The sequence below is a fragment of the Nakamurella aerolata genome (genome assembly GCF_013002705.1).
Lineage (GTDB): Bacteria > Actinomycetota > Actinomycetes > Mycobacteriales > Nakamurellaceae > Nakamurella > Nakamurella aerolata.
In genome coordinates, this window is record NZ_JABEND010000001.1 from 674,299 (window position 1) to 698,014 (window position 23,716).

Consider the following 23,716-nt stretch of genomic DNA (forward strand, 5'->3'; position numbering starts at 1 on the left):
ATGACCACCGCTCCGGATGCCGCTCAGCTGCGGGCGCTGATCCCAGCGGTGCTCGGGGTTCTGGTCCGCCGCGGAGCCGATTTCACGGCGGCCGAGGACGCCGTGCAGGAGGCGCTGCTGCAGGCGCTGCAGCGCTGGCCGGACGAGCCACCCCGCGATGCCAAGGGCTGGCTGGTCACCGCCGCATGGCGAAAGTTTTTGGACGCCAACCGTTCCGAGTCGGCGCGGCGGGCCAGGGAGCACGCCGTCAGCAGCCAGCCGCCGGCACCGGAGATCACCGGAGCCGACGATTCGCTGTGGCTGTACTTCCTGTGCGCCCACCCCTCGCTGACGCCGGCATCGGCGGTGGCGCTCACCCTGCGCGCCGTCGGCGGGCTCACCACCAAGCAGATCGCCAGCGCCTACCTGGTGCCGGAAGCCACCATGGCGCAACGGATCAGCCGGGCCAAGCGCACCGTCGCCGGCGCCCGCTTGGACCGTCCCGGTGACGTCGGGACGGTGCTGCGGGTGCTCTACCTGGTGTTCAACGAGGGCTATTCCGGCGATGTCGATCTGGCCGCGGAGGCGATCCAGCTGACCCGCCGGCTGGCCGGCGTGGTGGATCACCCCGAGGTCGCCGGGCTGCTGGCGCTGATGCTGCTGCATCACGCCCGCCGGCCGGCCCGCACTGGCCCGAGCGGCGAGCTGATCCCGCTCGCCGAGCAGGACCGGACCCGTTGGGACACAGCGGCTATCGCCGACGGCATCGGCATCCTGCAGACGGCCCTGGCGCGGCACCGGCCGGGAGAGTTCCAGGCCCAGGCCGCCATCGCCGCCCTGCACGCCGACGCACCCACCGCCGCCGAAACGGACTGGCCGCAGATTGTCCAGTGGTACGACGAGCTGGCCACGCTCACCGACAACCCGGTGGTGCTGCTGAACCGGGCGGTCGCCGTCGGCGAGGCCGACGGACCACGGGCGGGGCTGGCCGAACTCGCCCACCTTGACCCGGCGCTCCCCAGATACCAGGCCGTACAAGCACATCTGACCGAGCGAACCGGCGACCACGCCGGCGCCGCCGAGCTGTACACAAAAGCCGCCGGGCGCGCCGACAACCGCGCCGAGCGCGACCATCTCACCAGGCAGGCGGCCCGGCTGAACACCGCGGTGAGGTCTGCAGGCGCTCAACCGCTGACGCCCGGCAGCGGCCCGAGCTGACGCTCGGCGGCATCGGCCAGGGCGGCCAGATCGGCCCGGTGCCTGGTGATCCTGGCGCCGTTCCCGTTGGCCTTCTCGGCGATGTGCTCTGCGTACCAACGGGTTCGGGCCCTGCTGAGCAGCCGATCCGGCAACCCACCGGTGCTGGACGTCACCCGCCACCACGGCAGCGGTGCGGCGTCCGGACCGGCGGTGTCGAGATCGTCACACAACGACATGGCCCGGCCCACCAGCCGCGGGTTGACCTGCAACATGCCGGCGATGTCGCCGTAGCTGACCACCCGGCCGGTGGGGACCAGCCTGGCGATGGCATAGACCCGGCGGCACAGCTCGATGTTCACCGGCGGCTACAGCGACAGATACCGCTTGAGCTCGTACGGAGTCACCTGCCGGCGGTACGCCTCCCACTCGGCCTTCTTGTTCCGCAGGAAGTAGTCGAAAACGTGCTCCCCCAAGGCTTCCGCCACCAACTCGGAGTTCTCCATGGCGTTCAGCGCTGCCTCGAGCGAGCCGGGCAACTTGGTGTAGCCGAGCGCGCGGCGCTCCGCGTCCGACACCAGCGCGATGTCTTCGCTGGTGGCCGGCGGCAGCTCGTAGCCGTCCCTGATGCCGCGCAGGCCGGCGGCGATCACCACCGCGAACAACAAGTACGGGTTGGTCCCCGAGTCCGGCAGCCGGAACTCGATGCGCTGCGACGCCGACCGGCCCGGCGAGTAGTTCGGCACCCGCACCAGCGCCGACCGGTTGGCCTGCCCCCACGACACCAGCGTCGGGGCTTCCTCGCCGATCACCAACCGCTTGTACGAGTTCACCCACTGGCACGACACCGCGGTGATCTCCGGCGCGTGCCGCAGCACCCCGGCGAGGAAAGCCTTACCGGTGGCGGACATCTGGTATTCGTCGTCGGCGTCGTAGAAGGCGTTGCTCTCCCCCTCGAACAGCGAGAAGTGAGTGTGCATCGCCGATCCCGGCTGGTCGGGGAACGGTTTGGGCATGAAAGAGGCCCGCACCCCCTGGGTGAGCGCCACCTCCTTCACCACATATCGAAAACTCATGATGTTGTCTGCCATGGTGAGCGCATCCGCGTAGCGCAGATCGATCTCCTGCTGACCGGGCGCGCCCTCGTGGTGGGAGAACTCCACCGAGATCCCCATGGCCTCAAGGGTGTCGATGGCGCGCCGCCGAAAGTGCGGCGCCGCATCGTGACTGGCCTGGTCGAAGAATCCGCCGCGGTCCGCCGGCTCCGGCTCCGAGCCGTCCTCAGGTAGATCTTTCAGCAGGAAGAACTCGATCTCGGGGTGCACGTAGCAGGTGAAGCCCATTCCGGCCGCCTCCTGCATCACCCGGCGCAGCACGTGCCGCGGATCGGCCCATGAGGGGGATCCGTCCGGCATGGCGATGTCACAGAACATCCGCGCCGAGTACGAGCGGCCCTCGTCCGCCTCCCACGGCAGCACCTGGAACGTGCTCGGATCGGGCTTGGCGATCATGTCCGACTCGTGCACCCTGGCGTAGCCCTCGATGGCTGACCCGTCGAAACCGATGCCGTTCGCGAACGCGCCCTCCAGCTCGGCCGGCGCCACCGCCACCGACTTCAGGTAGCCGAGCACGTCGGTGAACCACAGCCGCACGAAGCGGATGTCCCGTTCCTCGAGGGTGCGCAGGACGAACTGCTGCTGACGATCCATGACAACAGCGTAGAAGGCAGGCAGTGGCGCGGGTGTGCCACTACCCACCGGTAACCTGTCCCGATGCCAAGCGCCGATCTCACCAGCACCGCAGCGGCCCCCGAGGTGACCGCCGACGCGGTGCGCTGGTCGGTGCCCGCCGATCGGCTGCCCGACGGCACCACGGCGGTGTCGCTGCAACTGGACTGGCCGGCCGCCGGCAGCACGGAGTTCGAACGCACCGCCGCCGGCGACTTCACGCTGCAGCTGGCTCGTCCGCTGGCGCACCGGTTCGAGTACCAGCTGCGGGCCGTCACCGCCGACGGCGAGCACACCAGCACCGACCCGACCAACCCCCGCACCGTGCCTGGTCCCTTCGGCGACAAGTCGGAGATCCTGTTTCCCGACTACTCAGAGCCGGACTGGCTCGGCACCCCGGCCGACGGCAGCATCACCGCCGTCGACGATCCGCCGTCCGCGCTCGAGGTGCCGGTCCCGATCAGGGTGTACACCCCGGCCGGCATCGCCGACGACGCCGCGGTGCCGCTGCTGATCAGCCACGACGGCACCGACATGGCCGAGCGTGGTGGGCTGCTGAGTTGGGCGTCGGCGCAGGCGGCCGCCGGCCAGCCGCTGCGGGTGGCCCTGCTCGACCCACCGCACGGCTACCGGAACGCTTGGTACGCAGCGGATCCGGCCTACGCCGACCACCTGGCCGGGCAGATCGTGCCGGCCCTCATCGCGCAGTTCCCCACCACCGTGGTGATCGGGCTTGGCGCCAGTCTTGGTGCGCTGGCGATGATGTACACCCACCGCAGGCACCCGGACGCGTTCGCCGGGCTCGGCCTGCAGTCCGGTTCGTTCTTCACCTCGGAGCTCGATCCGCAGGAGTCGGACTGGCCCGAGTTCGACCAGGTGTGCGCAGCGGTCGACACCATCACCGCGGCGCTGCCACCCGAAGTACATCCGATTCCGATCTGGATGTCCGTCGGCGCCGTCGAGGAGAACCGCGCCAACAACGAGCAGCTGGCCGGGGCGCTGGCCTTCCAGGGGTATCCGGTCGACGCCGACATCGTGCCGGACGCGCATACCGTGATCGGTTGGCGCGACGCCTGGCAGCCGGGCCTCGCCGACCTGATTCGTGCCACCATGACCCGATGACGCACACCGAGTACCACCGGCTGCCGGCCCACCAACTGGGCTGGGCCGACGCCGAGGTGGTGGTGCACGGCCATTACGGCCGGCCGGTGCTGTGGTTCCCGTCGGAAGGCGGTTCGCCGCACGACTTCGCCGGCAACGGCATCCTCGATTCGGTGCGCGGCGCGGTCGACGACGGCCGCATCAAGGTCTACTGCGTCCCCTCCTACGACGCCACCTCATGGTCGGCCAACCACAAGCCGCTGGCCGACCGCGCCAGGGCGCATCTGGCCTACGACGACTGGGTGGTCTGGACGCTGGCCCCTGCCATCAGAGAACACAGCGGCCGACGCGCCGACATCGCCACCGCCGGCACCTCGATGGGCGCCTTCCACGCCGCGCTGTTCGCGCTGCGGCATCCGCACGTGTTTCCGCAGGCCGTCGCGATGTCCGGCAGCTACGACCCGCGCGGCTGGCACGCCTGGGGCGAGCCCTCCGACGAGGTGTACGCCTGCAACCCGATGCAGTTCGTGCCCGGCTGGTACGGCGAGCACCTCGACTGGGTGCGGCGCTCGGCGCGGCTGACCGTGGTGGTGGGTTCGGGACAGTGGGAGGACACCACCGGCGCCAACCACTCCACCCAGCTACTGGCGGAACAGTTGCGGGACAAGGGAATCCCCCACGATTTGTTCGTCTGGGGTCACGAATGGCCGCACGATTGGCCGAGTTGGCGGGCACAGTCGGCGATGTACCTGCCGGCGCTGGGCTGAGCCGGCGTCACGGTCCGTGCCGTCGTCGCCCGAATGTGTGAGGATCGGCAGATGACGGACAAGACCACGCACCTCATCGGGCTGCTGCTCGGTACCGAGGACGACTGGCCGCGGGCGTTCGAGACGCTGGTGCACCGGCTCGGTCCGGTGAACTACGGCGGCACCGAGCACCGGCTGACCACCGAGCGGCTCACCATCGAGCCGTTCGACCTGCGCGACCCGGTCCGGCAGGACGTGGTGATCGACCGGCTGGCCTGGTGGTACTTCCACCCGCGGGAGTGGCTGAAGAAGGCCGCGTTGGTGAACGGGACCTATCTGCTCAACAATCCGTTCACCTTCCAGGCCATGGAGAAGCACTCGGCCTACTGCGCAATGATCCGGCTCGGATTCGACATCCCCGACACCGTGCTGGTGCCGTACAAGAACCCGATCGACCACGAGAAGTGGACGTACACCGCGTCCACCTACAACCTGCCGTTCGACCTGGACGAGGTGGCCGAGCGGGTCGGCTACCCGATGTTCATGAAACCGTTCGACGGCGGCGCCTGGCGCGGGGTGTCCCGGATCGACGACCAAGCAGCGCTGCACAGCGCCTACGACTCCTCCGGCCAGATGCTGATGCACCTGCAGGCCGCCGTCAGCCCGTTCGACGTGTTCGCTCGGTCGCTCACCATCGGCCCGGAGACCCAGGTGATGAAGTTCCGTCCCGAGCTGCCGATGCACCACCGCTACGAGGTGGCGCACGATTTTCTCGAGCCGGAGGCCGGGCAGGAGATCCTCACGCTGTCCCGCACCATCAACGCGTTCTTCCGCTGGGAGTTCAACTCCTGCGAGACGCTGGTCACCGGGACAAGGGCACGGCCGATCGACTACGCCAACGCCTGCCCTGACATTGCGATCACCTCGCTGCACTACTACTTCCCCTGGGCCATCCAGAACCTGTTGTCCTGGAGCGCTTTCTGCGCCGTCACCGGCCGCCGGGCGCAGATCGACACCGCCACCACCACCTGGTTCGACGTTGCCGACAACCCGGATCTGAGCTGGCACGACAAGCTGGCCCGCTACGCGCAGCTGGCCGACGCGTACTTCCAGGCCGAGGAGTACCGGGAGTTCTGCGGCACAACGCTGGCCGCGCTACCTGAGCTGGTCCACGACTGGATCTCCGGGCCAGATTTCGACCAGTTGCTGGTCGAGACGGTGCAGACCACCTACCCGGCGCACGAGCACGAGCAGTTCATCGCGCATTTCCGCGGCCTGATGGGGATGTGGGTGGCCGACCAGGCCAACCAGAATCAGGGCAACCAGGGTCAGGTCAACCAGGATCAGGTCAACAGCAAGGACGCTGCTCAGCAGGTGGTGCCGGCCGGCGGCACCTTCAGCGACTCCAAGTAGGTGGTGCCGATGGTGTCGACGCAGGTCAGCCCGGCTCCGAGATAAGCGGTGTGCCGCTCGCCCTTGACGGTGAGCAGCGCGGCGTTCAACTGCTTGGCCAGATCCACCCCGGCCTGGTACGGCGTCGCCGGGTCGCCGAGGGTCGAAATCACCAGCAGGGTCGGCAGTCCGGTGATCTTCGGGGTGGACGGGGCCAGGGTCGGCTTGGCCGGCCAGTAGTCACAAACATCTTTGGTGACGGCCGGCGGATCACCGGAATCCATGAACGGCACCAGGTCTGCGCTCTCACTGTTGGCCTTCTCCACCTGCGCCGCGGTCGGGCGCGGGTTGTCCATGCAGCTGACGGCGACGAACGCGTCCTGCACGTTGCTGTAGCTGCCGTCGGCGGCGCGGCCGTCGTACATGTCGGCCAGTGCCATCAGCGCAGAGCCGTCGGCCTGCGCCAACTTGCCGAGGGCCTGCTCCAGCTGCGGCCACAACGTGTCCGAGTACAGCGCCTGGGCGGTGCCGGTGGTGGCGTCGTCGAAGGTGAGCACCCGACCGTCCGGCAGCGGCATCGGCTGGGTCAACAGCGGACGCACCAGCTGCTGGTATTTCTCGTTTGCCTTGGCCGGGTCGGTGCCGAGCGCGCAGTCGGGTTTCCTCGCGCAGGAAGCGGCGAACGCGTCGAAGGTCTTCTGGAACGATTTGCCCTGCTCGACGGCCTTCGTCACGGCGTCTTTGGACGGGTCGACGACGCCGTCCAAAATCATGGCACGGACGTTGGGAGTGAACTGCTGCGCGTACTCGGTGCCGAGCCTGGTGCCGTACGAGTACCCGACGTAGGTCAGTTTCGGCTCCCCCAGCAGCGCCCGCAGCACGTCCATATCCTTTGCCACGTCGACGGTTCCGATGTGCGCGAGAAAGGTTTTGCCGTCGATGCCCTGTTCCTTGCCGGTGCGATCGATGCACCGCTGCGCCACTTCTTGGGCGCTGGCGTTGATCTTCTCGACGCCCTCGCGGGTGTTGGTCCGCAGGTTGGCGGCCCGGTCGGCGTCCTTCTGCGCGTCGGTGCCGCAGTCGATGGTCGGCACCGATGCCCCGATCCCGCGCGGGTCGAAGCCGACAAGGTCGTAGTCCTCGTTCAGGTCGGCACCGACGCCGTAGGCATCGAACTGCGAGATGATGTCAAGTCCGGAGGCGCCGGGGCCGCCCGGGTTGAACACCACCGCGCCCTTGCGTGCACCGGTGGCCGGCGCCTTCATCACGGCGATCTGCGCGGTCTGCCCGTCCGGCTTGGTGTAGTCGATGGGCACCGTCATCCGCGCGCACTGCACCTCCGGCCGGGAGTACAGGCGCTCGTTCTCGCTGTTGTCGGTGTAATCCGCGCAACCGCTCCAGCGCAGTTGTTGCGTGTAAAACCGTTCCAGCCCTTGCGGTACCGGCACGGCACCCGTGGCCGGCTGATCGGCGGCGGTCGGCACCCCGGCAACGGTGCCGGAACAGCCGGCCAGCACCAGCACCAGCGCGAGCGCCGACAAGGCCCGTACCGTGGCCAGTAGCGGGCGGGACCGAGCCGGCGCACGCCGCGGCCGGGGGTGGGACGTCATGAGGTGATCATGGCATCGCCGGATGTGTGTCAGCTGCGCCCCTGATCCGCATCGGGTGACGGTCCGGCACCGCGTGATCCGTCCGCCCAGGCCTGGTCCTCGGCCTCCAGTTGCTGCTCGCGTTCCCGGACGCTGGCGAGCGCGGCTTCGGCGGCCTGCCTGGTCGGGTACGGGCCCAGGTGGTCGGTGCCCTTGCCCTCACCTTCCTGCTCGACCTTGCCGGTGACCACGTTGTAGTACCAGCGGGTGTTCTGGCCGATCTCGTCGCCCATTGCTGCCTCCTGAGGGGTTGGGTGTGGTGCCGGTCAGCTTGTCGTGACGGGCGTTGCGGTGTAGCCGCCATTGTCGTTGGCTTGCACCCGGACGTCGATCCGGCTGCCCTCGGTGAGTCCGGCCGCCGGTCCCTTGACGCTGACCGGCGGATCGTCCAGCGCAATCGTCGCCCGCGCCTTGCTCGGGTCGTCGTTGTCGTCGATCTGCACAACGACGCCGCTGAGCCGCTGCCCGACCCTGGACGCCAGCAGGAACGCCGACACCGCGCTCTCGCACCGCCGTTCCAGGTCGTGAGCGGTGCGGTCGGTGCGCTCCATGGTCTCGACCACCTCGGCCAACTGCTGCCGCACCCAGTCCGGGACCGGCTGCTTGGCGATGTGGGCGAGGCAGATCTCGGTGCCGTAGCGATCGCACAGCCGCCGCAGCGGAGCCGTCACGTGGGCGTACGGGGCGCCGACGCCGGCATGCCCGGAATCGGCGGGGGGCTGGCCGTCGAAGGCCGTGTAGCCGGCGCCGCGCAGCAACATCAGGGCGTCCTGCAAGAACGCCGCGTCGGCGGGCTTGGCGCCGTCCAGCCCGGCAATCACGTCGCCGGCAGGGGCGCCGTCCGGCCACGGGATGCCGAGCGCTGCGGTCTCCCTGCGCAACCGCTTGACGTCCTTGGCGGTGGGTGACGGCAGGGTCCGCAACAGGCCGAACCCGTTGTCCAGCATGATCTTTGCCGCGCACATCCCGGTCAGCAGGCTGATCTCGGCGTTCCACTGCTCCGCCGGCAGCACCGCCCGCAACTGCAGCGTCCACTCCCCGTCCTGGGTGCGCTCCACCTCGGCGTCCGGCAGGTCAAGGGTGATCGCGTGCCGCTGCCGCGCCAGCGCCAACCGCAGCGGGCCGACCTGCTCAAGCAGCGCGATGGAGGGGTGCATGGTCTTGGACTCGACGGTCTGCTGGACGGAGGCATAGTCCAGCTGTGCCACCGATTTCACCAGCGCGCGGCGCAGGTCGACCGACACCACGTCGCCGGTGGCATCCAGTTCGATGCTCCACAGCACCGCCGGACGCACCTGGTCGGCCAGCAGGCTGGCCGCGCCCTCCGACAGTTCCACCGGATGCAGCGGGGTGGCCAGGTCGGGGCTGTAGTAGGTCTGTCCGCGGCGCCGGCTCTCCAGGTCGATCGGCGAATCCGGGGTGACGAACCTGGCGACGTCGGCGATCGCGTACCGCACCAGGTAGCCGCCGCTGTCGGTGGCCGAGATGTGCAGCGCCTGGTCGAGATCTTTGGAGCCCGGCGGGTCGATGGTGACGAACGGGATGTCGGTCTGGTCGGGCAGATCGGCCGGGAGCGGCTGCTGTGCCAGCTGGACGGCCTGTTGCACCGCATCGGCCGGATAGTCCTGCGGGATCTGCAACTCACGCCTGATGTCCCCGAAATCGATCTTGGCGGCATCGGTGTTGATCTTCAGGTTCGGCACCGGCCCAGGTTAGCCGGTGGGCTGTCGGGCGCCGATAGACTGGCGGTGGATCAGGTGGTCCGGGCGGCCGCGTCGGCCGAGGCGTCAGGCACTGACGGCTCGGTCGCCGAGGAAAGTCCGGGCTCCGCAGGGCAGGGTGGTTGCTAACGGCAACCCGGCGTAAGCCGCGGGACAGTGCCACAGAGAACAGACCGCCACCGCTGTGCGGTGGTGAGGGTGAAACGGTGGTGTAAGAGACCACCAGCGCCGCGGGTGACCGCGGCGGCTAGGTAAACCCCACCCGGAGCAAGGTCACGAGCAGCCGGCTGGTCCGGTTGTGCGCGAACGTTTGAGGGCGGCCCGCCCGAGTTCGCGGGTAGACCGCTGGAGCACGTCGGCAACGGCGTGCCGAGATGGATGGTCGCCGCTGGCTTCGGCCAGCACAGAACCCGGCTTACAGGGCCACCTGATCCCCACCCGCGCTGATCCCTACCGCGCGTTCAGTCGCGGATCAGGATGGCCCCGCACTCGCTGCAACGCACCACGGCATCCGGTGCGGCAGAACGGATCTCGCCGAGCGCGACGGTGTCGAGGGTGAGCCGGCAGGCCTGGCACTGAGCGCCGATCAGCTTGGCGGCGCCGACCTTCCCCGTTGCCCGCACCCTGTCGTACACCGCGAGCAGTTCCGGCGGCACCTCGGCGACCTGCTCGGCGCGGGCGGCGTCCAGCCGGGCCAGTTCGTCGTCCAGATCGGCCTGTTGGTCGGTGAGCCGCACCCGCGCCGCGTCCACCTCGGCGGTGGCGGCGTCGTGCGCCTCGACCGCGTTGGCCAGCTTCTGGTCGGCCTGCTCGCGCTGTTCCATCAGCTCGAGGGCCTGGTCCTCCAGCACCCCTTGGCGACGCGCAAGCGTGTCGATCTCGTGCTGCAGGCTGGTGAGGTCCTTTGCCGGGCCGGCGCCGCTGGTCAGGCGCTGGGTGTCGCGGTCCGCCCTGGCGCGCACCTGGTCGATCTCGGCGTCGAGTTTGCTGCCCTGCCGCTGCAGGTCCGACACCTCGGTCTCGGCGATGATCCGGTCGGAGCGCAGCGCCGCGATGCGGCTGTCGCCCTCGGCGATCACCGCACGTTCCGGCAGGGTCTCGCGCCGGTGCCTGGCCGCGGCGATGGCCCGGTCCGATTCGGCGACATCCAACAGCCGGCGCTGCCGCTCCGGGTCTACCTGCAGGGCCACGCGCGCTCCAATCGTTCGGGGACACCACTGGTGGCAGCGACGGTACCCGGTGGCCGCCACCGGTCAGGGCACAATGTTCACGTGGCCGCTCCCGAATCCTCCTCCGAACCAGCCCCGGCCGCGCAGCGGCCGCTGCGCATCGCCGCGGTCTGCTCCGGCAACATCTGCCGCTCCCCGATCGCCGAGAAGGTGCTGCAGCGCGCGTTCACCGAAGCCGGCCTGGACGACGCGGTGCTGGTGGAGAGCTTCGGCACCGGATCGTGGCATGTCGGCCAGGGCGCAAACAGCAAGGCGGTCAAGGCATTGCGCCGGGCCGGCTATCCCACCGAGCACACCGCACGGCAGCTCACCGCCGACCAACTGGACGAGCTGGATCTGGTGGTGGTGGCCGACCGCGGCCACCTGCGCCAGGTGCAGGCGATGGCCGCCGACCCTTCCAGGGTGCGGTTGCTGCGCAGCTTCGACCCTGACGGCATCGACCGAGCCGACCAGGAGGTGCCCGACCCCTACTACGGCACCGACGCCGACTTCGACGAGGTGCTGGCGATGACGCTGGCGGCAGCCCCAGGGGTGGTCGAGGCGGTGCGCGCCGAGTTGGGCCGATGACGGAGGTGGCGCCCCCCGTGACGCGACCGCCGGCCGACCGCCGGGGCGGTGGCCGTTGGCGGTTCCTGCTGTCTCCCGGGTGGATCACCGCAGGGGTGCTCGCCGTCGGTTTCGCCATCGCCTGCTACACGGTGCTCGCGCCGTGGCAGTTCGGCCGCAACGCCGAACGCGCGGCCCAGAACAACGCCATCGCCGAGGCGGCCAACTCCCCGGTACAGCCCATCGACGCGGTGCTGCCGCCCGGGGGTAATACCGACGGCAAGGCGTGGCGCCAGGTCACCGCCACCGGCGAGTACCTGTCCGGCCTGCAGGTGGTGGTGCGGCTGCGGCAGAACTTTGCCGGCCAGCCGTCCTCGCAGGTCGTCACCCCGCTGCAGTTGTCGGACGGGTCGGTGGTGCTGGTCAACCGCGGCGACGTCGACGTGAACGCCCTGGCCGGCGGGGCCGCGCCACCACCGGCGCCCAGCGGCGAGGTCACGGTGACCGGCCGGCTGCAGGCCATGCAACCGGACCCGCTCGACCGCGCTCCCCAACGCATCGGCCAGCGCACCGAGGTGTACGGCATCGACCGGGCGAGCATGCCGCCGCTGCCGGGGCCGTTGCGCGACGGTGTGCTGCTGCTGATGCCGGGACAGCCGGGGGTGTTCACGCCGATCGAGGTACCGCAGCTGGACGCTGGTCCCTTCCTTGCCTATGCATGGCAATGGTTGATCTTCGGCACCATGGGGCTGCTGGCCTTCGGCTACTTCGCCGTCCGGGAGGCCACCGACCCGCGCGAGCCGGTCGACTCCGCGCCCGCCGCCGCCCCCCGTGCCGCACCGGACCGGGCGCCGGAACGCCGCCGGCGCGGATTCGACCGCAGCCAGCTCTACGACACCGACAGCTGATGCCGACACCGGACGGACCCAAGTGGGCCGAGCGCGCCGCGGCGATGGAGACCGCCGTTGTCGGGCGGCAGTTGCGCCGGCTGTGGGCGATACCGGCCACCAGACTCGGCGTCGTCGCCTGGCCGCCGACGCTGTCGCAACGGCTGTTCTGGCGGTGGCACTACTGGTGGCAGGCGCATCTGCTCGATTGCCTGACGGACGCCGAGATCCGCTCCCCCGACGCCCGCCGCCGGGCGCAGGCCCGGTCGTTGATCCGCGGGCACTGGCTGCGCAACGGCGGCCGCTGGGGCAACAACTACTACGACGACATCGCTTGGTGGGCCTTGGCTTTGCAGCGGGCAGCACCGCTGATCGGGCCGGGACGGCGCTTCTCCAGGGCAGCCGACAAGGCCGTGAAGGCGCTGTCCGCCCGGCTGGATGCCGCCTGGGACGATGCCGCAGGGGGCGGCATCCCGTGGCGGCGCGGCGATGTGTTCCACAACACCCCGGCGAACGGGCCGGCGGCGATCCTGTTGGCCCGCACCGGTTTTCTGCCGCGGGCCGCCGCGATCGCCGACTGGATCGACAGCCGGCTGCTGATCGCCGATACCGGCCTGATCGCCGACGGGCTGCTGCCGGCCCCTGAGACCGCCGAGGACCAGCGCGGCTACCGGGTCGACGACACCGTCTACACCTATTGCCAGGGCGTTGTTCTCGGCGCCGAGCTGGAGCTGGTATCGCGTAACGACGCCGCCCCGGAGCGCATCCACCGGCTGGTCGACGCCGTCGCCACCGAACTGGCCACCGACAACGTGATCCGCAGCGACGGCGGCGGCAACGGCGGGCTGTTCCCCGGCATCCTGGTGCGCTATCTGACCGACGTCGCCATTGAACTGCCCGTCCGCTCCCCCGCGGACGAACGCTGCACGGCGACGGCTCGCGAGCTGGTGCTGGCGTCGGCGCGGGCCTGCTGGGCCGGGGCCGCGCAGGCGCCGCACGGGCCGCTGGTGTCAGCGGACTGGGCGAAGCCGACAACGGTGCCGCGCCGCGGCGGCACCGGCAAGGTGCGGGGCAACGCGATGGTGGCCGCCAGCGTCGAGCCGCAGCGTGACCTGTCGGTGCAGCTGTCCGGCTGGATGCTGATGGAGTCGGCGGCGCGGCTCACCCGTTGACCACAGGCTCAGCGCTGGATGCCGGCGCTGCGCCGCGTCACCGGCGCCGGATCGGCCCGGCCGGACAGCAACCAGCCACCGGCGACCAGCATCAGCACGCCGCCGATCGCCGACACCACCGGCCCGGCACCGGCCGCGGCGTCGCCGGCGGCCAGCACCCCGGCGGCCGTCCCCGGCGCGAACGTCCGCCACAGGCCCCACCCGGCGGTCAGCACCCCGAGCAGCAGCAGCGGCAGCGACACCCAGCGCCACGGCCTGGACCCACGCACCCCGCCGGCCGCGGCCAGCACGATGCCGATGCCGAGCAGCACCGTGATGATGCCGGCGACCAGCCCGACCAGGCCGGGCCGGTAGCTGCCGACCCCGCCGATGGCGATCAGATCGTTCAGGTTGCTGCCGCCCAACTGACTGCCGGTGATCGAGCCCAAGCCGCTGATGCCGATCCGCCCGCCCTCGCCCGTCGTGCTGATCCACGGCAGCACCGCACCGACGATGGCCGCGGCCCCACCGAGCCCAGCGACGATCCCGGCGAACAGCGCCGGACTGCTGCGACGACGCTCGTTGTAGACCACGGCGCCACGGTACCGACCGAGCCTTGGCCGTCGGTCAGCTCAACACCAGCGCGAGCCAACTGCCGGCGATCAGGAACGGCCCGAAGGCGATGGCCGACCGCATCGTCCAATGCCGCAACGCGATGCCGGCCAGCGCCACCACGGCGGCGAGCACGAACCCGCAGGCCAGCGCGAGCACCAGCGTCGGCACCCCGACGTAGCCGGTGAGCAGCGCCAGCGACGCCACCAGCTTCACATCGCCCCAGCCCATCGCTGCGGGTGCGGCCAGCGCGAGCATGGCGAACAGGCCGCTGGTCACCACGGCACAGATCAAGCCTCGCAACACGTTTCCGGAATCGGCGTCGATCAAGGTTGCCAGCAGCACCAGCCCGGCGGAGCCCCCGATGCCGGGAACGGTGAGCGCATCCGGCAGCCGGTGGTGCCGCAGATCCACCGCAGCCAGCGCCGCGCCCCACCAGCTCAGCCAACACACCAGCAGCAGCCGACCCGGCTGGTCGATGGTCAACAGACAGCCGGCCCCCGCCAGCACCGCGGTCGCGGCCTCCAACGGCCAGGGCGGCAGCCTGGTGCCGCGGCGCAGCCGGGCCAGCAGTAGCCGCGACAGCCGGCCGGCGGCGGCACCCAGCACCACGGCCGCGCCCACCACCGCAGCCACTGCCGCAGCCGACCAGCCGTCCATGCCGGTCAGCGTGTCACGGATCGCCGATTCGGGTCGGGGCTGTGCACACCCGGCGCCGCCGCCTCAGACCGGCAGCGGCAGCGGCAGCCCGGTGGCGTCCAGCAGCGCCCGGCGCATCGCGGCGCGCGGTGCCGGTAACGAGGTGAACAGTTCGAACTGCCGGAAAGCCTGATGCAGCAGCATGTCGAGGCCGGTGACGGTGACCCGGCCGGCTGCGCCGGCGGCGGCCAGTCTGGTCGGCCACGGATGGTAGATGGCATCGAGCAGGGCCGGCACCGAGGCGAGCGGGCCGGCCAGCGGGTCGGCGGCACCGGCCGGCACCGTCGACACCGCCAGCTCGACATCGGCACCGCCGGCCGCCCGCACCGCCGCGGCGGTGAAGTCGGACTCCGCGACCGTGATGCCGGCCGAGCTGGCCTGCCGCACCACCTCGGCCCTCGACTCTGGTCGGCGTCCGGCCACCACCAGCCGGCGGGTGCCAAGCCGGGCCAGAGCTGCCACCACCGCCTTCGCGGTGCCGCCGCCGCCCAGCAGCAGCACCTCCGCCGGGGCGGTGATCCCGTGTGCGCGCAAGGCGCCGAGCACCCCGTCGACGTCGGTGTTGTCGGCCAGCCAGCCGCCGGACTCGGTGCGCACCAACGTGTTTGCCACGCCGAGCTGTTCGACCGTTGCGCTGCGCCGTTCGGCGACGGCCGCGGCTGCCGGCTTGCCCGGCATCGTCACGGACAGCCCGCGCCAGTGTCGGTCGAGACCGGCGACCAGCCCTGGCAGCTGCCGTTCGTCGCACTCGATGGCCCGGTAGCGGGCGCGGCGCCAGTACGGGTCTTGGACGGCGGCGAACGCCGCGGTGTGCAGCGCCGGCGACAACGAGTGCGCGACCGGCTGCCCGAGCACGGCCAGCTCGGGGCGGTCAGCCATCGAAAACCCCGGCCGCCCTTGCCTTTTCCACACACTGCTGGTGCTGGGCGATGGTGGTGCTGAAGCACGAGGCCCCGGCCTTGTCCACCTTGACGAAGAACAGCCACGGCCCCGGCGGCGGGCTCAGCGCCGCGTCCATGGCATCGGGACCCGGCGAGCTGATCGGCGTCGGCGGCAGCCCCTGGTGCACATAGGTGTTGTACGGGCTGGGATTGCTGCGCTCGGCGGCGGCGGTGGCGATCTGGGCGTGCCCGGCCGCATAGTTCACCGTCGAGTCCATCTGCAGCGGCATCGGCTTGCTCAGCCGGTTGTAGATCACCCTGGCCGCTGCCGGCATGTCAGGGGTCAGCACCTCCTGCTGCACCACCGACCCGACGATCAGCGCCCGGTACGGGGTCATCCGCTGGGCGGCCGCCGCCGCGACGATGTTGCCGGAGTTGAACTCAACCGCCGACGCGCTGATCACGGCCTTGAGGGTGGTGACCGCGTCGGCGTTGGGCGGGATGTTGTAGTCGCCGGGGACGATCATCCCCTCCAGCCGCTTGTCCTTCTCCGGCGCCCCATCGACGTCGGCCACCGCCCAGCTCACCACTCCGAGCTGCGCGGCCGGGGTGGTGCTGGCCGCCTGCTGCAGTTCCGCCGCGGTGACGCAGCGCCTCCGCTGGTCGACCGGAACGCAAGCGGCAGCGGCGATCTGGCTCAGGTACCCGGGCACGGTGCGCGAACCCGCGGTGATGTCGGCCAGCCTGCCGCCGGGGTTGAGGCGCACCTGACCGACCCGGTTGGCCGGGTTCACCAACTCGTCGGCGGCGGCCGCCGCGGAGGCGTGCTGGCGCACCCGGTAGTAGCCGGGCGGCAGGGCCATCACGTCGGCGTCGTCCTCCGCCGTGCTGGCAAAGGCATCGGCGCTGGCCACCACCTGCGCCCGTGCCAGCGTCTCGGCTATCACCGGAACTCCGTCGCCGGACTGGATCTGGATGATCACCGTCGAGTCGCCCGGCCCGGCGAAGTCAGCGATCGCCGCTGCCGGGGTGCGCCGCCACAGGGTGAAGCCGACCGCGAGGCCGCCGGCGATCAGCGCGAGCACCAGCAGCGCGATGAGCACCGACCACCTGCGCCGCCGGCGACCGGCCGGCACCACCGGCGTCGGCGCCGTCACCGGTGCGCCACCCGCGCGGCTGGCCAGGGCCGAGCGCACGGCGCCCGGGTCGAGGTCCGGCGCCGGCCCTGCCGGCGTGGGCGGCGCCGCACCGCGCCGGCGTCGGACCGGACGCTTGGCATGTGGTGCGGCGTCGGCGCCGATCCCGAACAGCCCGAGGTGGTCATCCTGCTGGTCGGTCATCCGACGCCCGTCCTGAGCGCGTCCAGCCGGGCCTGCAGGATGGCGACGGCGGCGGCCTGGTCGACCACCGACCGGCGGTGCCGGCTGCGCACACCGCGTTCGGCGAGTTGCCGGTTGGCCGTCACGCTGGTCAGCCGTTCGTCGACGAACACCAGCGGCACCGGCGCGCCGACCCGCTCCAGCGTCCTGGTCAGCCGGGTCGCGTAGTCGCGTGCGGCGGCGACGGCCTTGCCGTCCTGGCCACGCAGCGTGCGGGGCAGGCCGACAACGATCTCCACCGCCCCATACTCGACGATGAGTTCGGCCAACGCGTCAAGGTCGGCCCCGGCGCGCTCCCGCCGCAGCGTGACCACCGGGGTCGCCAAGAGCCCGTCAGGGTCACTGGCGGCGACTCCTACCCGGACGCTGCCGACATCGACGCCGACGCGCACCCCACGGCTACTCTGCTCGGCCACCTGCGGCTAACGCTTCACCCGATCGGCCCCGACGTGCTCGACTACGGCGGAGCGCACGGCGGCGACGGCAGCCGGGATACCCGCGGGTTTGCTGCCGCCGCCCTGCGCGAGTTCGGGACGGCCGCCACCGCGACCGTCGATCTCCGGCAGGAAGGTCTTCACCAGGTCGCCGGCCTTCAGCCCGGCGTCAACCGCCGCGGCGGTGCAGGCGACAACGAAGGAAACGCTGCCGCCGCTGGCCGCGAACAGCGCCACCACCCCGGGGGAACCACCGAACCGGCCACGCACGTCGGTGGCCAGGTTGCGCAGCTCGCCGCCGCTCACACCCTCCGGCGCGGTACCGGCCACCAGGCGCAGGTCACCGAGCTGTTCGGCGGCGTCGGCCAGCGTTCCGGCGGAGGCCAGCACCGCGGCGGCGCGCATCGAGTCAAGTTCCTTCTCGACGGTGCGCAGCCGCTCGACCAGCTGCTCCACCCGGCCGGGTACCTCGGCGGCCGGCACCTTGAGCATGCCGGCCAGCTCGGTGATCAGCGCGCGCTCGGCGACGAGTCCACGGAAGGCCTCGATGCCGACGGCCGCCTCCACCCGGCGCACGCCGGAGCCGACGCTGGACTCGCCGAGCAGCGACACCGGCCCGATCTGGCTGGAGTGCTCGACGTGGGTGCCGCCGCACAACTCGATGGACCACGGGCCGCCGATCTCCACCACCCTGACGGTTTCGTCGTAGGTCTCGCCGAACAGCGCCAGCGCGCCCATCTCGCGGGCCTGCGGCAGCGAGGTGTACTCGACGCTCACCGGGAGGTCCTTGCGGACCGCGAGGTTGGCGACGTCCTCGATCTCGCTGCGGGTGGCGGCGGACAGCCCGGACGGCCAGGCGAAGTCCAGCCGCAGATATCCGGGCTTGTTGTAGGAGCCGGACTGCAGGGCCTTGGGGCCGAGCACCTCGCGCAGCGCGGCGTGCACCACATGGGTGCCCGAGTGCGCCTGCCGGGCGCCGGTGCGCCACTCCGGGTCGACCTTGGCGACCACCTGCTCACCCTCGCGCAGCTCGCCGTCGGTGATCCGCACCTGGTGCACCCAGAGCTTGCGGCCCACTTTCTGCACGTCGAGCACCTCGGCGGCGGCGTTCGCGCCGAGAATGCTGCCGGCGTCGGACTCCTGCCCGCCGGACTCGGCGTACAGCGGGGTGCGGTCGAGGACCAGCTCGACGATGTCGCCGCTGCCGGCGCTGGCGATCCGCTCGCCGTCGCGGACCAACCCGCGGACGGTGCCCTCGGATTCCAGCTCGGAGTAGCCGGTGAACTCGGTGGGGCCGCCGGTCTCCAGCAGCTCGGTGAACACCGGCGCCGAAGTGACGCCGCCCTTGCGGGCCTTGGCGTCGGCGCGGGCGCGGGCCTTCTGCTCGTCCATCAGCTTGGTGAAGCCCTCGACATCTACCTGCAGGCCCGACTCCGACGCCATCTCGAGGGTGAGGTCGATCGGGAAGCCGTAGGTGTCGTGCAGGGTGAACGCCGACTGTCCGGTGACGGTGCTGGAGTTGGCCGATTTCGCTTGCGCCGCAGTGGATTCGAAGAGCTTGGTGCCGGAGCTGAGTGTCTTCAGGAAGGCCTGCTCCTCGGTCGCGGCGATCTCCTCGATGCGGCCGTAGTCCTCGGCAAGCTCGGGGTACGACGGGCTCATCAGGTCACGCACCTGCGCGGTCAGCAGCGGCATCACCGGCTCGGTGACGCCCAACAGCCTGGCCGCCCGCACGGTGCGGCGCAGCAACCTGCGCAGCACGTAGCCGCGGCCCTCGTTCCCGGGGGTGACACCGTCGCCGATCAGCATCACCGAAGAGCGGATGTGGTCGGCGATCACCCGGAAGCGCACGTCGTCAGGGCTGGCCGGGCCGTGATCGTCTCCCCCGCCGACATAGCTGCGGCCGGAGAGCTGCTCCGCGGTACCGATGATCGGCCGCAGCAGGTCGGTCTCGTAGACGTTGTCGACACCCTGCAGCAGCACCGCGACCCGTTCGATGCCGAGACCGGTGTCGATGTTCTTCTGCGGCAGGCTGCCGACCGGATCGGCGCCGTACTTGGGGCTCTGCTCGCCGCGGATGTCCTGCATGAAGACCAGGTTCCAGATCTCCAGGTAGCGGTCCTCGTCCACCACCGGCCCACCCTCGGCGCCGTACTCGGGCCCGCGGTCGTAGTAGATCTCGGAGTTCGGGCCGCCAGGACCCGGCACGCCCATGTCCCAGTAGTTGTCCTCGCCGTCCCGGTCCTGGATGCGCTCGTCCGGCAGCCCGGCGATATCGCGCCAGAGCGCGCGGGACTCGTCGTCCTTGTTGTAGACCGTCACCCAGATCCGGTCGGGGTCGAAGCCGTAGCCGCCGTCGTCGACCGATCCGGTGACCAGCTTCCAGGCGTGCTCGATGGCACCGGCCTTGAAGTAGTCGCCGAACGAGAAGTTGCCGGCCATTTGGAAAAAGGTGTTGTGCCTTGTGGTGTGCCCGACGTTGTCGATGTCGAGGGTGCGCACACACTTCTGCACGCTGGTGAGCTTGTCGGACGGGGGCGTGGCCTGGCCGAGGAAGTACGGCACCATCGGCGCCATCCCGGCAATGATGAACAGCAGCGCGGGATCGGGGCTGATCAGTGAGGCCGACGGCACCACCGTGTGGCCGGTGCGTTCGAAATGATCAAGGAAGCGCTGGCGAATCTCGTGAGTCTGCATTGTGGTGCTTGCTTTCCATGTGGGCGCGGGCCGCGGGTCGGGACGGGGCCGAACCAGGCGAGGCCACGCGAAGGGCCGGCTGTCGGGGCGCGGCCGGAGGTGCAGCGCCGGCCGGTCAGGCCGAGCGACGCTCCGGCCGCTCGGTAGCGGCCGCGGTCTCGGCGAGTTGCTGCGGCATCTGCTCGGGCGGCAGCAGCAGCACACTGCCGCGGGCATCGTCGATCACCGGGCGGTAGGAGGCGCGCCGGTTCGCCGCCCCCTGCTTGACGTCGGCGTAGAACGAGCCGACCGCGTTGCCCAGCTCCGCGATGGAGTCGGCGACGTCGGCGGCGATGGCCGACGGGGTCAGCTTGGCCTTCAGCGCGTCGCGGGCGGCGATCTTGGCCCTGCGGGTGCGGCGGGTGGCCGCGACGCCGAGGACGACGCCGGCGGTGAACACGTACCTGCTCTTCACGGCTCTCCTTGGCGGTTTGGCGGCGGTTGGCGGCTGTGGGTGCGGTGGGGGTTGCGGCGCAATGGAGCCTACCGAATCGGCGCAACCCGGACGACGGGCGCGGGGCCGGGCCCGCAGACCTGAACCCTGGTTTCATCCCGGCATCCGGACCGGGAACACTGGAGGCATGACAGCAGTAGCGCCGCCGGAGCCGGCGTCCCCCGAGCCGTCCGCCGCGCCGCCGGCAGGCGCGCCGGGGACGTACGTCGACCGCAACACCGTCGACGAGTCCAGCAGGGTGGCCTTGGGCCGCAGCATCGCCGCGAAGATCGACGGCGTCGTGGCGTTCGACGACGCCACCAGGGCGGTGTACGCCACTGACTCGTCCAACTATCGGCAGATCCCGCTCGGCGTGGTCTTTCCCCGCTCGGCGCGGGACGTGCAGACCGTTGTCACCGAGTGCGCGGCGGTCGGCGCCGCGGTACTGGGCCGCGGCGCCGGCACCGGACTCGCCGGTCAGACCGTCAATGTCGGTGTGGTGCTTGACTTCTCGCGCTTCATGAACGCGATCCTCGACATCGACCCCGCGCGCAGGGTGGCCAGGGTGCAGCCGGGTCTCGTCCTTGACGATCTGCGGGCCGCGGCCGAGGAGTTCGGGCTCACCTTCGGACCCGACCCCGCCACCCATGCCTGGTGCACCCTCGGCGGGATGATCGGCAACAACTCGTGCGGCACCCACGCGTTGTATGCCGGCAAGACCGTCGACAACGTGCGCCGGCTGCGTATCGTCACCGCCTCCGGTGCCGACTTCTGGGTGGGCCGCTACGACGACGCCGGCTACGCGGAGGTGATCGCCGAGGCGGGTTCGGAGTCCGACAGCAGCGGCGGCGAGCTGGCACGGCTGCTCGGCGGGGCCCGCGAGCTGGGCCGGCGGTACGCCGAACTGGTGACCGAGCGCTTCCCTGACATCCCGCGGCGGGTGTCCGGCTACAACCTCGATCAGGTGCTGCCGGGCCGGCCCGCCGACCTGGCCAGGTTGTTGGTCGGCTCGGAGTCGACGCTGGCGCTGGTGGTGGAGGCCGAGCTGGACCTGGCTCCGTCGCCGGCGCAGCGGCACCTTGTGGTGCTGGGCTACGACGACATCTTCTTGGCCGCGGACGCGGTGCCGTCGCTGGTGGCTTTCGGCCTGCTGGGTCTTGAGGGCATGGACCAGACGTTGATCGACCAGTCAGCGGCGATCGGGCTGAACACCGAGGGCATCGCGCTGCTGCCGCCCGGCCACGGCTGGCTGCTGGCCGAGATCGGCGACGACGACCCTGACGTCGCCGAGCGCAGGGTCACCGAGTTCATCGCCGGGCTGCCCGCCGGGGTGGCGGCCAAGCGGATCAGCGATCCGGTCGAGGTGAAACAGATCTGGTCGGTGCGCGAGTCCGGGCTGGCGGCCACCGCCCGGCCGCCGGGGCGGCCGCCGAACCACGAGGGCTGGGAGGACGCGGCGGTGCCGCCGGACCGGCTCGGCGAGTACCTGCGCCGGATCACCGCGCTGTGGGCCGAGTACGGGTATTCGGGCGCGTGGTACGGGCACTTCGGCCAGGGCTGCGTGCACACCCGCAACCCGTTCGACTTCCACAGCGCCGAAGGCTTGCGTGCCTATCGTTCGTTCATCGAGCGGGCGGCCGACGTGGTCGCCGAACTCGGCGGGTCGGTGTCGGGTGAGCACGGTGACGGGCAGGCCCGCGGCGAACTGCTCGGCCGGATGTTCGGCCCCGAGATCATCGAGGCGTTCCGATCGCTGAAGTCGCTGTTCGATCCTGCCGGGATGCTCAACCCTGGCAAGCTGGTCGATCCGTTTCCGTTGGACACCAACCTCAAACACGGCCCGACGCACCATGTTTCAGCCCTCGGCAAGCTCACCATCCATGCGCTGCCGCGGGACAACGGCTCGATCGTCGAGGCCGCGGAACGATGCGTCGGCGTCGGCCGGTGCCGGCGCGACGACCTCGGGGTGATGTGCCCGTCGTACCGGGCCACCCGCGACGAACGGCACTCGACCAGGGGCAGGGCCAAGGCCCTGCAGGAGATGTTCGCCGGCGAGATTTCTGCGGAGAGTTGGCGCAACGACGATGTGCACGACGCGTTGTCGTTGTGCTTGGCCTGCAAGGGATGTGCTGTCGACTGCCCGACCGGCGTCGACATGGCTACCTACAAGAGCGAGTTCAACGCGCACTACTATTCCGGCAGGCTCCGGCCACGGCACATGTTCGCGCTCGGGTTGCTGCCGTGGGCGTCCAGGCTGGCGGCGAAGATCCCCGCGGTGGCCAACAGGGTGCTGGCCATGCCGGCGCTGTCGTCGCTGGTGCGCCGCACCGCGGGGGTCACCACCAGCCGGCCGGCGCCGCGGTTCGCCGGAAAGTCGTTCCGCGCCACGGTGCGCAGGGATGTGCGACGCGGTAAGACCGATGGCGCACCGCCCACCACCACCGGGCGGCCGAGCGTGGTGCTCTGGCCCGACACCTTCACCGACGTCTTCGATCCGCAGCTGGGCAGCGACACCCTTGCGGCGCTGCAACTGGCCGGTGAGAGCGTGCATGTGCCGACCGAGTGGGCCTGCTGCGGCCGCACCCTGTACGACCCCGGCATGCTGTCGCTGGCCCGCACATCGCTGCGCAAGGTGCTGGACATTGTCGATCCGTTTACCTCGCAAGGGATTCCGGTGGTGGTGCCGGAGCCGAGCTGCCTTGCGGCGTTCCGCGACGAGCTGCCGCAGCTACTGCCGGACGACCCGCGGGCGGCGCGCCTGGCCGGGTTGGCCCGCTCGCTGGCCGAGCATCTTGTCGTCACCGGCGTGCTCGACCCGCGCAGCCCCGACCAGCCGGACGGGGCGGCACCGGAACCGGTGCTGGTGCACCCGCACTGCCACGGCCGGGCCACCGTTGGCATCGGCTTCGACCGAGATGCCTTGACCGCCTTGGGATATCCCGCGGCGGTGGCGGATGCCGGCTGCTGCGGCCTTGCCGGTTCGTTCGGCTTCGCGGCTGAGACGTCGGCGCTGGGCCGGCAGATCGGCGAGCAGCAGTGGCTGCCCAAGCTGCGCGCCCAGGCGCAGACCGCGGGCGCCGGGCGCATCGCGATGGACGGCTTCTCGTGCCTGACCCAGTACACCCAGTTGTCCGAGGCGACCGAGTCGGATCCGGTCACGGTGGCGGCGCTGATCAGGGCCGGGCTGCAGCGCCGGGGATCGATTCAGTAGCCGCGG

The 23,716-nt window shown here is 70.8% G+C and carries 21 protein-coding genes and 1 other RNA gene; 9 read left to right on the plus strand and 13 right to left on the minus strand.

Going from position 1 to position 23,716, the window contains the following annotated elements; all coding sequences use genetic code 11:
- Complete coding sequence (locus tag HKD39_RS02930; RefSeq protein ID WP_171198288.1) at positions 1–1,197, plus strand: RNA polymerase sigma factor; 1,197 nt, start codon at positions 1–3, stop codon at positions 1,195–1,197.
- Here HKD39_RS02930 and HKD39_RS02935 read toward each other — a convergent pair.
- Positions 1,164–1,538 carry an MGMT family protein gene (locus HKD39_RS02935; RefSeq protein WP_171198289.1) on the minus strand — a complete coding sequence of 125 codons (375 nt, stop codon included), beginning with the start codon at positions 1,536–1,538 and terminating at the stop codon, positions 1,164–1,166. The two genes, HKD39_RS02930 and HKD39_RS02935, sit on opposite strands and share 34 nt — an antisense overlap.
- 6 nt (positions 1,539–1,544) lie before the next feature.
- The gene (gene glnA / locus HKD39_RS02940) at positions 1,545–2,885 is read right to left on the minus strand and encodes a type I glutamate--ammonia ligase (protein WP_171198290.1); all 1,341 of its coding nucleotides are present in this window, start codon (positions 2,883–2,885) and stop codon (positions 1,545–1,547) included.
- Positions 2,886–2,948: 63 nt separating this feature from the next.
- On the opposite strand from glnA, the gene HKD39_RS02945 reads away from it, so the two are divergent.
- The 3 genes from HKD39_RS02945 to HKD39_RS02955 are packed head-to-tail and all read left to right on the plus strand — an operon-like array spanning position 2,949 to position 6,163.
- Positions 2,949–4,025: an alpha/beta hydrolase gene (locus HKD39_RS02945; protein ID WP_171198291.1), complete on the plus strand. Its 1,077-nt coding sequence runs from the start codon at positions 2,949–2,951 to the stop codon at positions 4,023–4,025.
- Positions 4,022–4,771: an esterase family protein gene (locus HKD39_RS02950; RefSeq protein ID WP_171198292.1), complete on the plus strand. Its 750-nt coding sequence runs from the start codon at positions 4,022–4,024 to the stop codon at positions 4,769–4,771. The genes HKD39_RS02945 and HKD39_RS02950 overlap by 4 nt, the downstream gene beginning before the upstream one ends.
- A gap of 51 nt (positions 4,772–4,822) precedes the next feature.
- Entirely contained in the window at positions 4,823–6,163 is a 1,341-nt protein-coding gene (locus tag HKD39_RS02955) for an ATP-grasp domain-containing protein (protein WP_212753801.1), read from the plus strand.
- On the opposite strand, the gene HKD39_RS02960 is transcribed toward HKD39_RS02955, so the two are convergent.
- The 3 genes from HKD39_RS02960 to HKD39_RS02970 are packed head-to-tail and all read right to left on the minus strand — an operon-like array spanning position 6,118 to position 9,494.
- The gene (locus tag HKD39_RS02960) at positions 6,118–7,752 is read right to left on the minus strand and encodes an alpha/beta hydrolase (protein ID WP_171198293.1); all 1,635 of its coding nucleotides are present in this window, start codon (positions 7,750–7,752) and stop codon (positions 6,118–6,120) included. The two genes, HKD39_RS02955 and HKD39_RS02960, sit on opposite strands and share 46 nt — an antisense overlap.
- 29 nt (positions 7,753–7,781) lie before the next feature.
- Entirely contained in the window at positions 7,782–8,024 is a 243-nt protein-coding gene (locus HKD39_RS02965) for a hypothetical protein (RefSeq protein ID WP_171198294.1), read from the minus strand.
- Positions 8,025–8,057: 33 nt separating this feature from the next.
- Positions 8,058–9,494, minus strand: a complete 1,437-nt coding sequence (locus tag HKD39_RS02970) for an RNB domain-containing ribonuclease (RefSeq protein ID WP_171198295.1) — start codon at positions 9,492–9,494, stop codon at positions 8,058–8,060.
- A 51-nt stretch (positions 9,495–9,545) separates the two neighbouring features.
- On the opposite strand from HKD39_RS02970, the gene rnpB reads away from it, so the two are divergent.
- Positions 9,546–9,946: RNase P RNA component class A (gene rnpB, locus HKD39_RS02975), an RNA gene on the plus strand.
- 27 nt (positions 9,947–9,973) lie between these two features.
- Here rnpB and HKD39_RS02980 read toward each other — a convergent pair.
- Positions 9,974–10,702, minus strand: coding sequence for a CT398-like coiled coil hairpin domain-containing protein (locus HKD39_RS02980; RefSeq protein ID WP_171198296.1), 729 nt, complete (start codon positions 10,700–10,702; stop codon positions 9,974–9,976).
- A gap of 81 nt (positions 10,703–10,783) precedes the next feature.
- Here HKD39_RS02980 and HKD39_RS02985 point away from each other — a divergent pair, with 81 nt between their 5' ends.
- Genes HKD39_RS02985 through HKD39_RS02995 form a run of 3 tightly spaced genes read left to right on the plus strand, consistent with a single transcriptional unit; the run spans position 10,784 to position 13,346 of the window.
- Positions 10,784–11,308, plus strand: coding sequence for a low molecular weight protein-tyrosine-phosphatase (locus HKD39_RS02985; protein WP_343074541.1), 525 nt, complete (start codon positions 10,784–10,786; stop codon positions 11,306–11,308).
- 17 nt (positions 11,309–11,325) lie between these two features.
- Positions 11,326–12,195, plus strand: a complete 870-nt coding sequence (locus HKD39_RS02990) for an SURF1 family cytochrome oxidase biogenesis protein (RefSeq protein WP_171198297.1) — start codon at positions 11,326–11,328, stop codon at positions 12,193–12,195.
- A complete protein-coding gene (locus HKD39_RS02995; protein ID WP_171198298.1) occupies positions 12,195–13,346 on the plus strand; it encodes a glycoside hydrolase family 76 protein in 1,152 nt (383 codons plus the stop codon). The genes HKD39_RS02990 and HKD39_RS02995 overlap by 1 nt, the downstream gene beginning before the upstream one ends.
- Before the next feature lie 8 nt (positions 13,347–13,354).
- Here HKD39_RS02995 and HKD39_RS03000 read toward each other — a convergent pair whose 3' ends face one another.
- The 7 genes from HKD39_RS03000 to HKD39_RS03030 all read right to left on the minus strand — a co-directional run bounded on the left by HKD39_RS03000 (position 13,355) and on the right by HKD39_RS03030 (position 20,481).
- Complete coding sequence (locus tag HKD39_RS03000) at positions 13,355–13,918, minus strand: hypothetical protein (protein ID WP_171198299.1); 564 nt, start codon at positions 13,916–13,918, stop codon at positions 13,355–13,357.
- 34 nt (positions 13,919–13,952) lie between these two features.
- Positions 13,953–14,597, minus strand: coding sequence for a prepilin peptidase (locus HKD39_RS03005; protein WP_171198300.1), 645 nt, complete (start codon positions 14,595–14,597; stop codon positions 13,953–13,955).
- 63 nt (positions 14,598–14,660) lie between these two features.
- On the minus strand, positions 14,661–15,515 hold the full coding sequence (locus HKD39_RS03010; RefSeq protein WP_171198301.1) for a shikimate dehydrogenase: 855 nt from the start codon (positions 15,513–15,515) through the stop codon (positions 14,661–14,663).
- Positions 15,508–16,857: an endolytic transglycosylase MltG gene (gene mltG, locus HKD39_RS03015; protein WP_171198302.1), complete on the minus strand. Its 1,350-nt coding sequence runs from the start codon at positions 16,855–16,857 to the stop codon at positions 15,508–15,510. The genes HKD39_RS03010 and mltG overlap by 8 nt, the downstream gene beginning before the upstream one ends.
- Positions 16,854–17,312 (minus strand): Holliday junction resolvase RuvX, encoded by a 459-nt coding sequence (ruvX, locus tag HKD39_RS03020; RefSeq protein WP_171198303.1) that lies wholly within the window; start codon positions 17,310–17,312, stop codon positions 16,854–16,856. The genes mltG and ruvX overlap by 4 nt, the downstream gene beginning before the upstream one ends.
- A 6-nt stretch (positions 17,313–17,318) precedes the next feature.
- Complete coding sequence (alaS, locus tag HKD39_RS03025) at positions 17,319–20,027, minus strand: alanine--tRNA ligase (RefSeq protein ID WP_171198304.1); 2,709 nt, start codon at positions 20,025–20,027, stop codon at positions 17,319–17,321.
- Between the two features lie 115 nt (positions 20,028–20,142).
- Positions 20,143–20,481: a hypothetical protein gene (locus HKD39_RS03030; RefSeq protein WP_171198305.1), complete on the minus strand. Its 339-nt coding sequence runs from the start codon at positions 20,479–20,481 to the stop codon at positions 20,143–20,145.
- A 166-nt stretch (positions 20,482–20,647) separates the two neighbouring features.
- On the opposite strand from HKD39_RS03030, the gene HKD39_RS03035 reads away from it, so the two are divergent.
- Entirely contained in the window at positions 20,648–23,710 is a 3,063-nt protein-coding gene (locus HKD39_RS03035; RefSeq protein ID WP_171198306.1) for an FAD-binding and (Fe-S)-binding domain-containing protein, read from the plus strand.
- Positions 23,711–23,716: the final 6 nt, after the last annotated feature.

Excerpts from the sequence above, each read along its gene's own strand:
- HKD39_RS02950 (WP_171198292.1), top strand. The coding sequence starts at position 4,022 with ATGACGCACACCGAGTACCACCGGCTGCCGGCCCACCAACTGGGCTGG.
- HKD39_RS03010 (WP_171198301.1), bottom strand. The coding sequence starts at position 15,515 with ATGGCTGACCGCCCCGAGCTGGCCGTGCTCGGGCAGCCGGTCGCGCAC.
- glnA (WP_171198290.1), bottom strand. The coding sequence starts at position 2,885 with ATGGATCGTCAGCAGCAGTTCGTCCTGCGCACCCTCGAGGAACGGGAC.
- HKD39_RS02995 (WP_171198298.1), top strand. The coding sequence starts at position 12,195 with ATGCCGACACCGGACGGACCCAAGTGGGCCGAGCGCGCCGCGGCGATG.
- HKD39_RS03035 (WP_171198306.1), top strand. The coding sequence starts at position 20,648 with ATGACAGCAGTAGCGCCGCCGGAGCCGGCGTCCCCCGAGCCGTCCGCC.
- mltG (WP_171198302.1), bottom strand. The coding sequence starts at position 16,857 with ATGACCGACCAGCAGGATGACCACCTCGGGCTGTTCGGGATCGGCGCC.
- HKD39_RS02945 (WP_171198291.1), top strand. The coding sequence starts at position 2,949 with ATGCCAAGCGCCGATCTCACCAGCACCGCAGCGGCCCCCGAGGTGACC.
- HKD39_RS02955 (WP_212753801.1), top strand. The coding sequence starts at position 4,823 with ATGACGGACAAGACCACGCACCTCATCGGGCTGCTGCTCGGTACCGAG.
- alaS (WP_171198304.1), bottom strand. The coding sequence starts at position 20,027 with ATGCAGACTCACGAGATTCGCCAGCGCTTCCTTGATCATTTCGAACGC.
- HKD39_RS02960 (WP_171198293.1), bottom strand. The coding sequence starts at position 7,752 with ATGACGTCCCACCCCCGGCCGCGGCGTGCGCCGGCTCGGTCCCGCCCG.
- HKD39_RS02965 (WP_171198294.1), bottom strand. The coding sequence starts at position 8,024 with ATGGGCGACGAGATCGGCCAGAACACCCGCTGGTACTACAACGTGGTC.
- HKD39_RS02930 (WP_171198288.1), top strand. The coding sequence starts at position 1 with ATGACCACCGCTCCGGATGCCGCTCAGCTGCGGGCGCTGATCCCAGCG.
- HKD39_RS03005 (WP_171198300.1), bottom strand. The coding sequence starts at position 14,597 with ATGGACGGCTGGTCGGCTGCGGCAGTGGCTGCGGTGGTGGGCGCGGCC.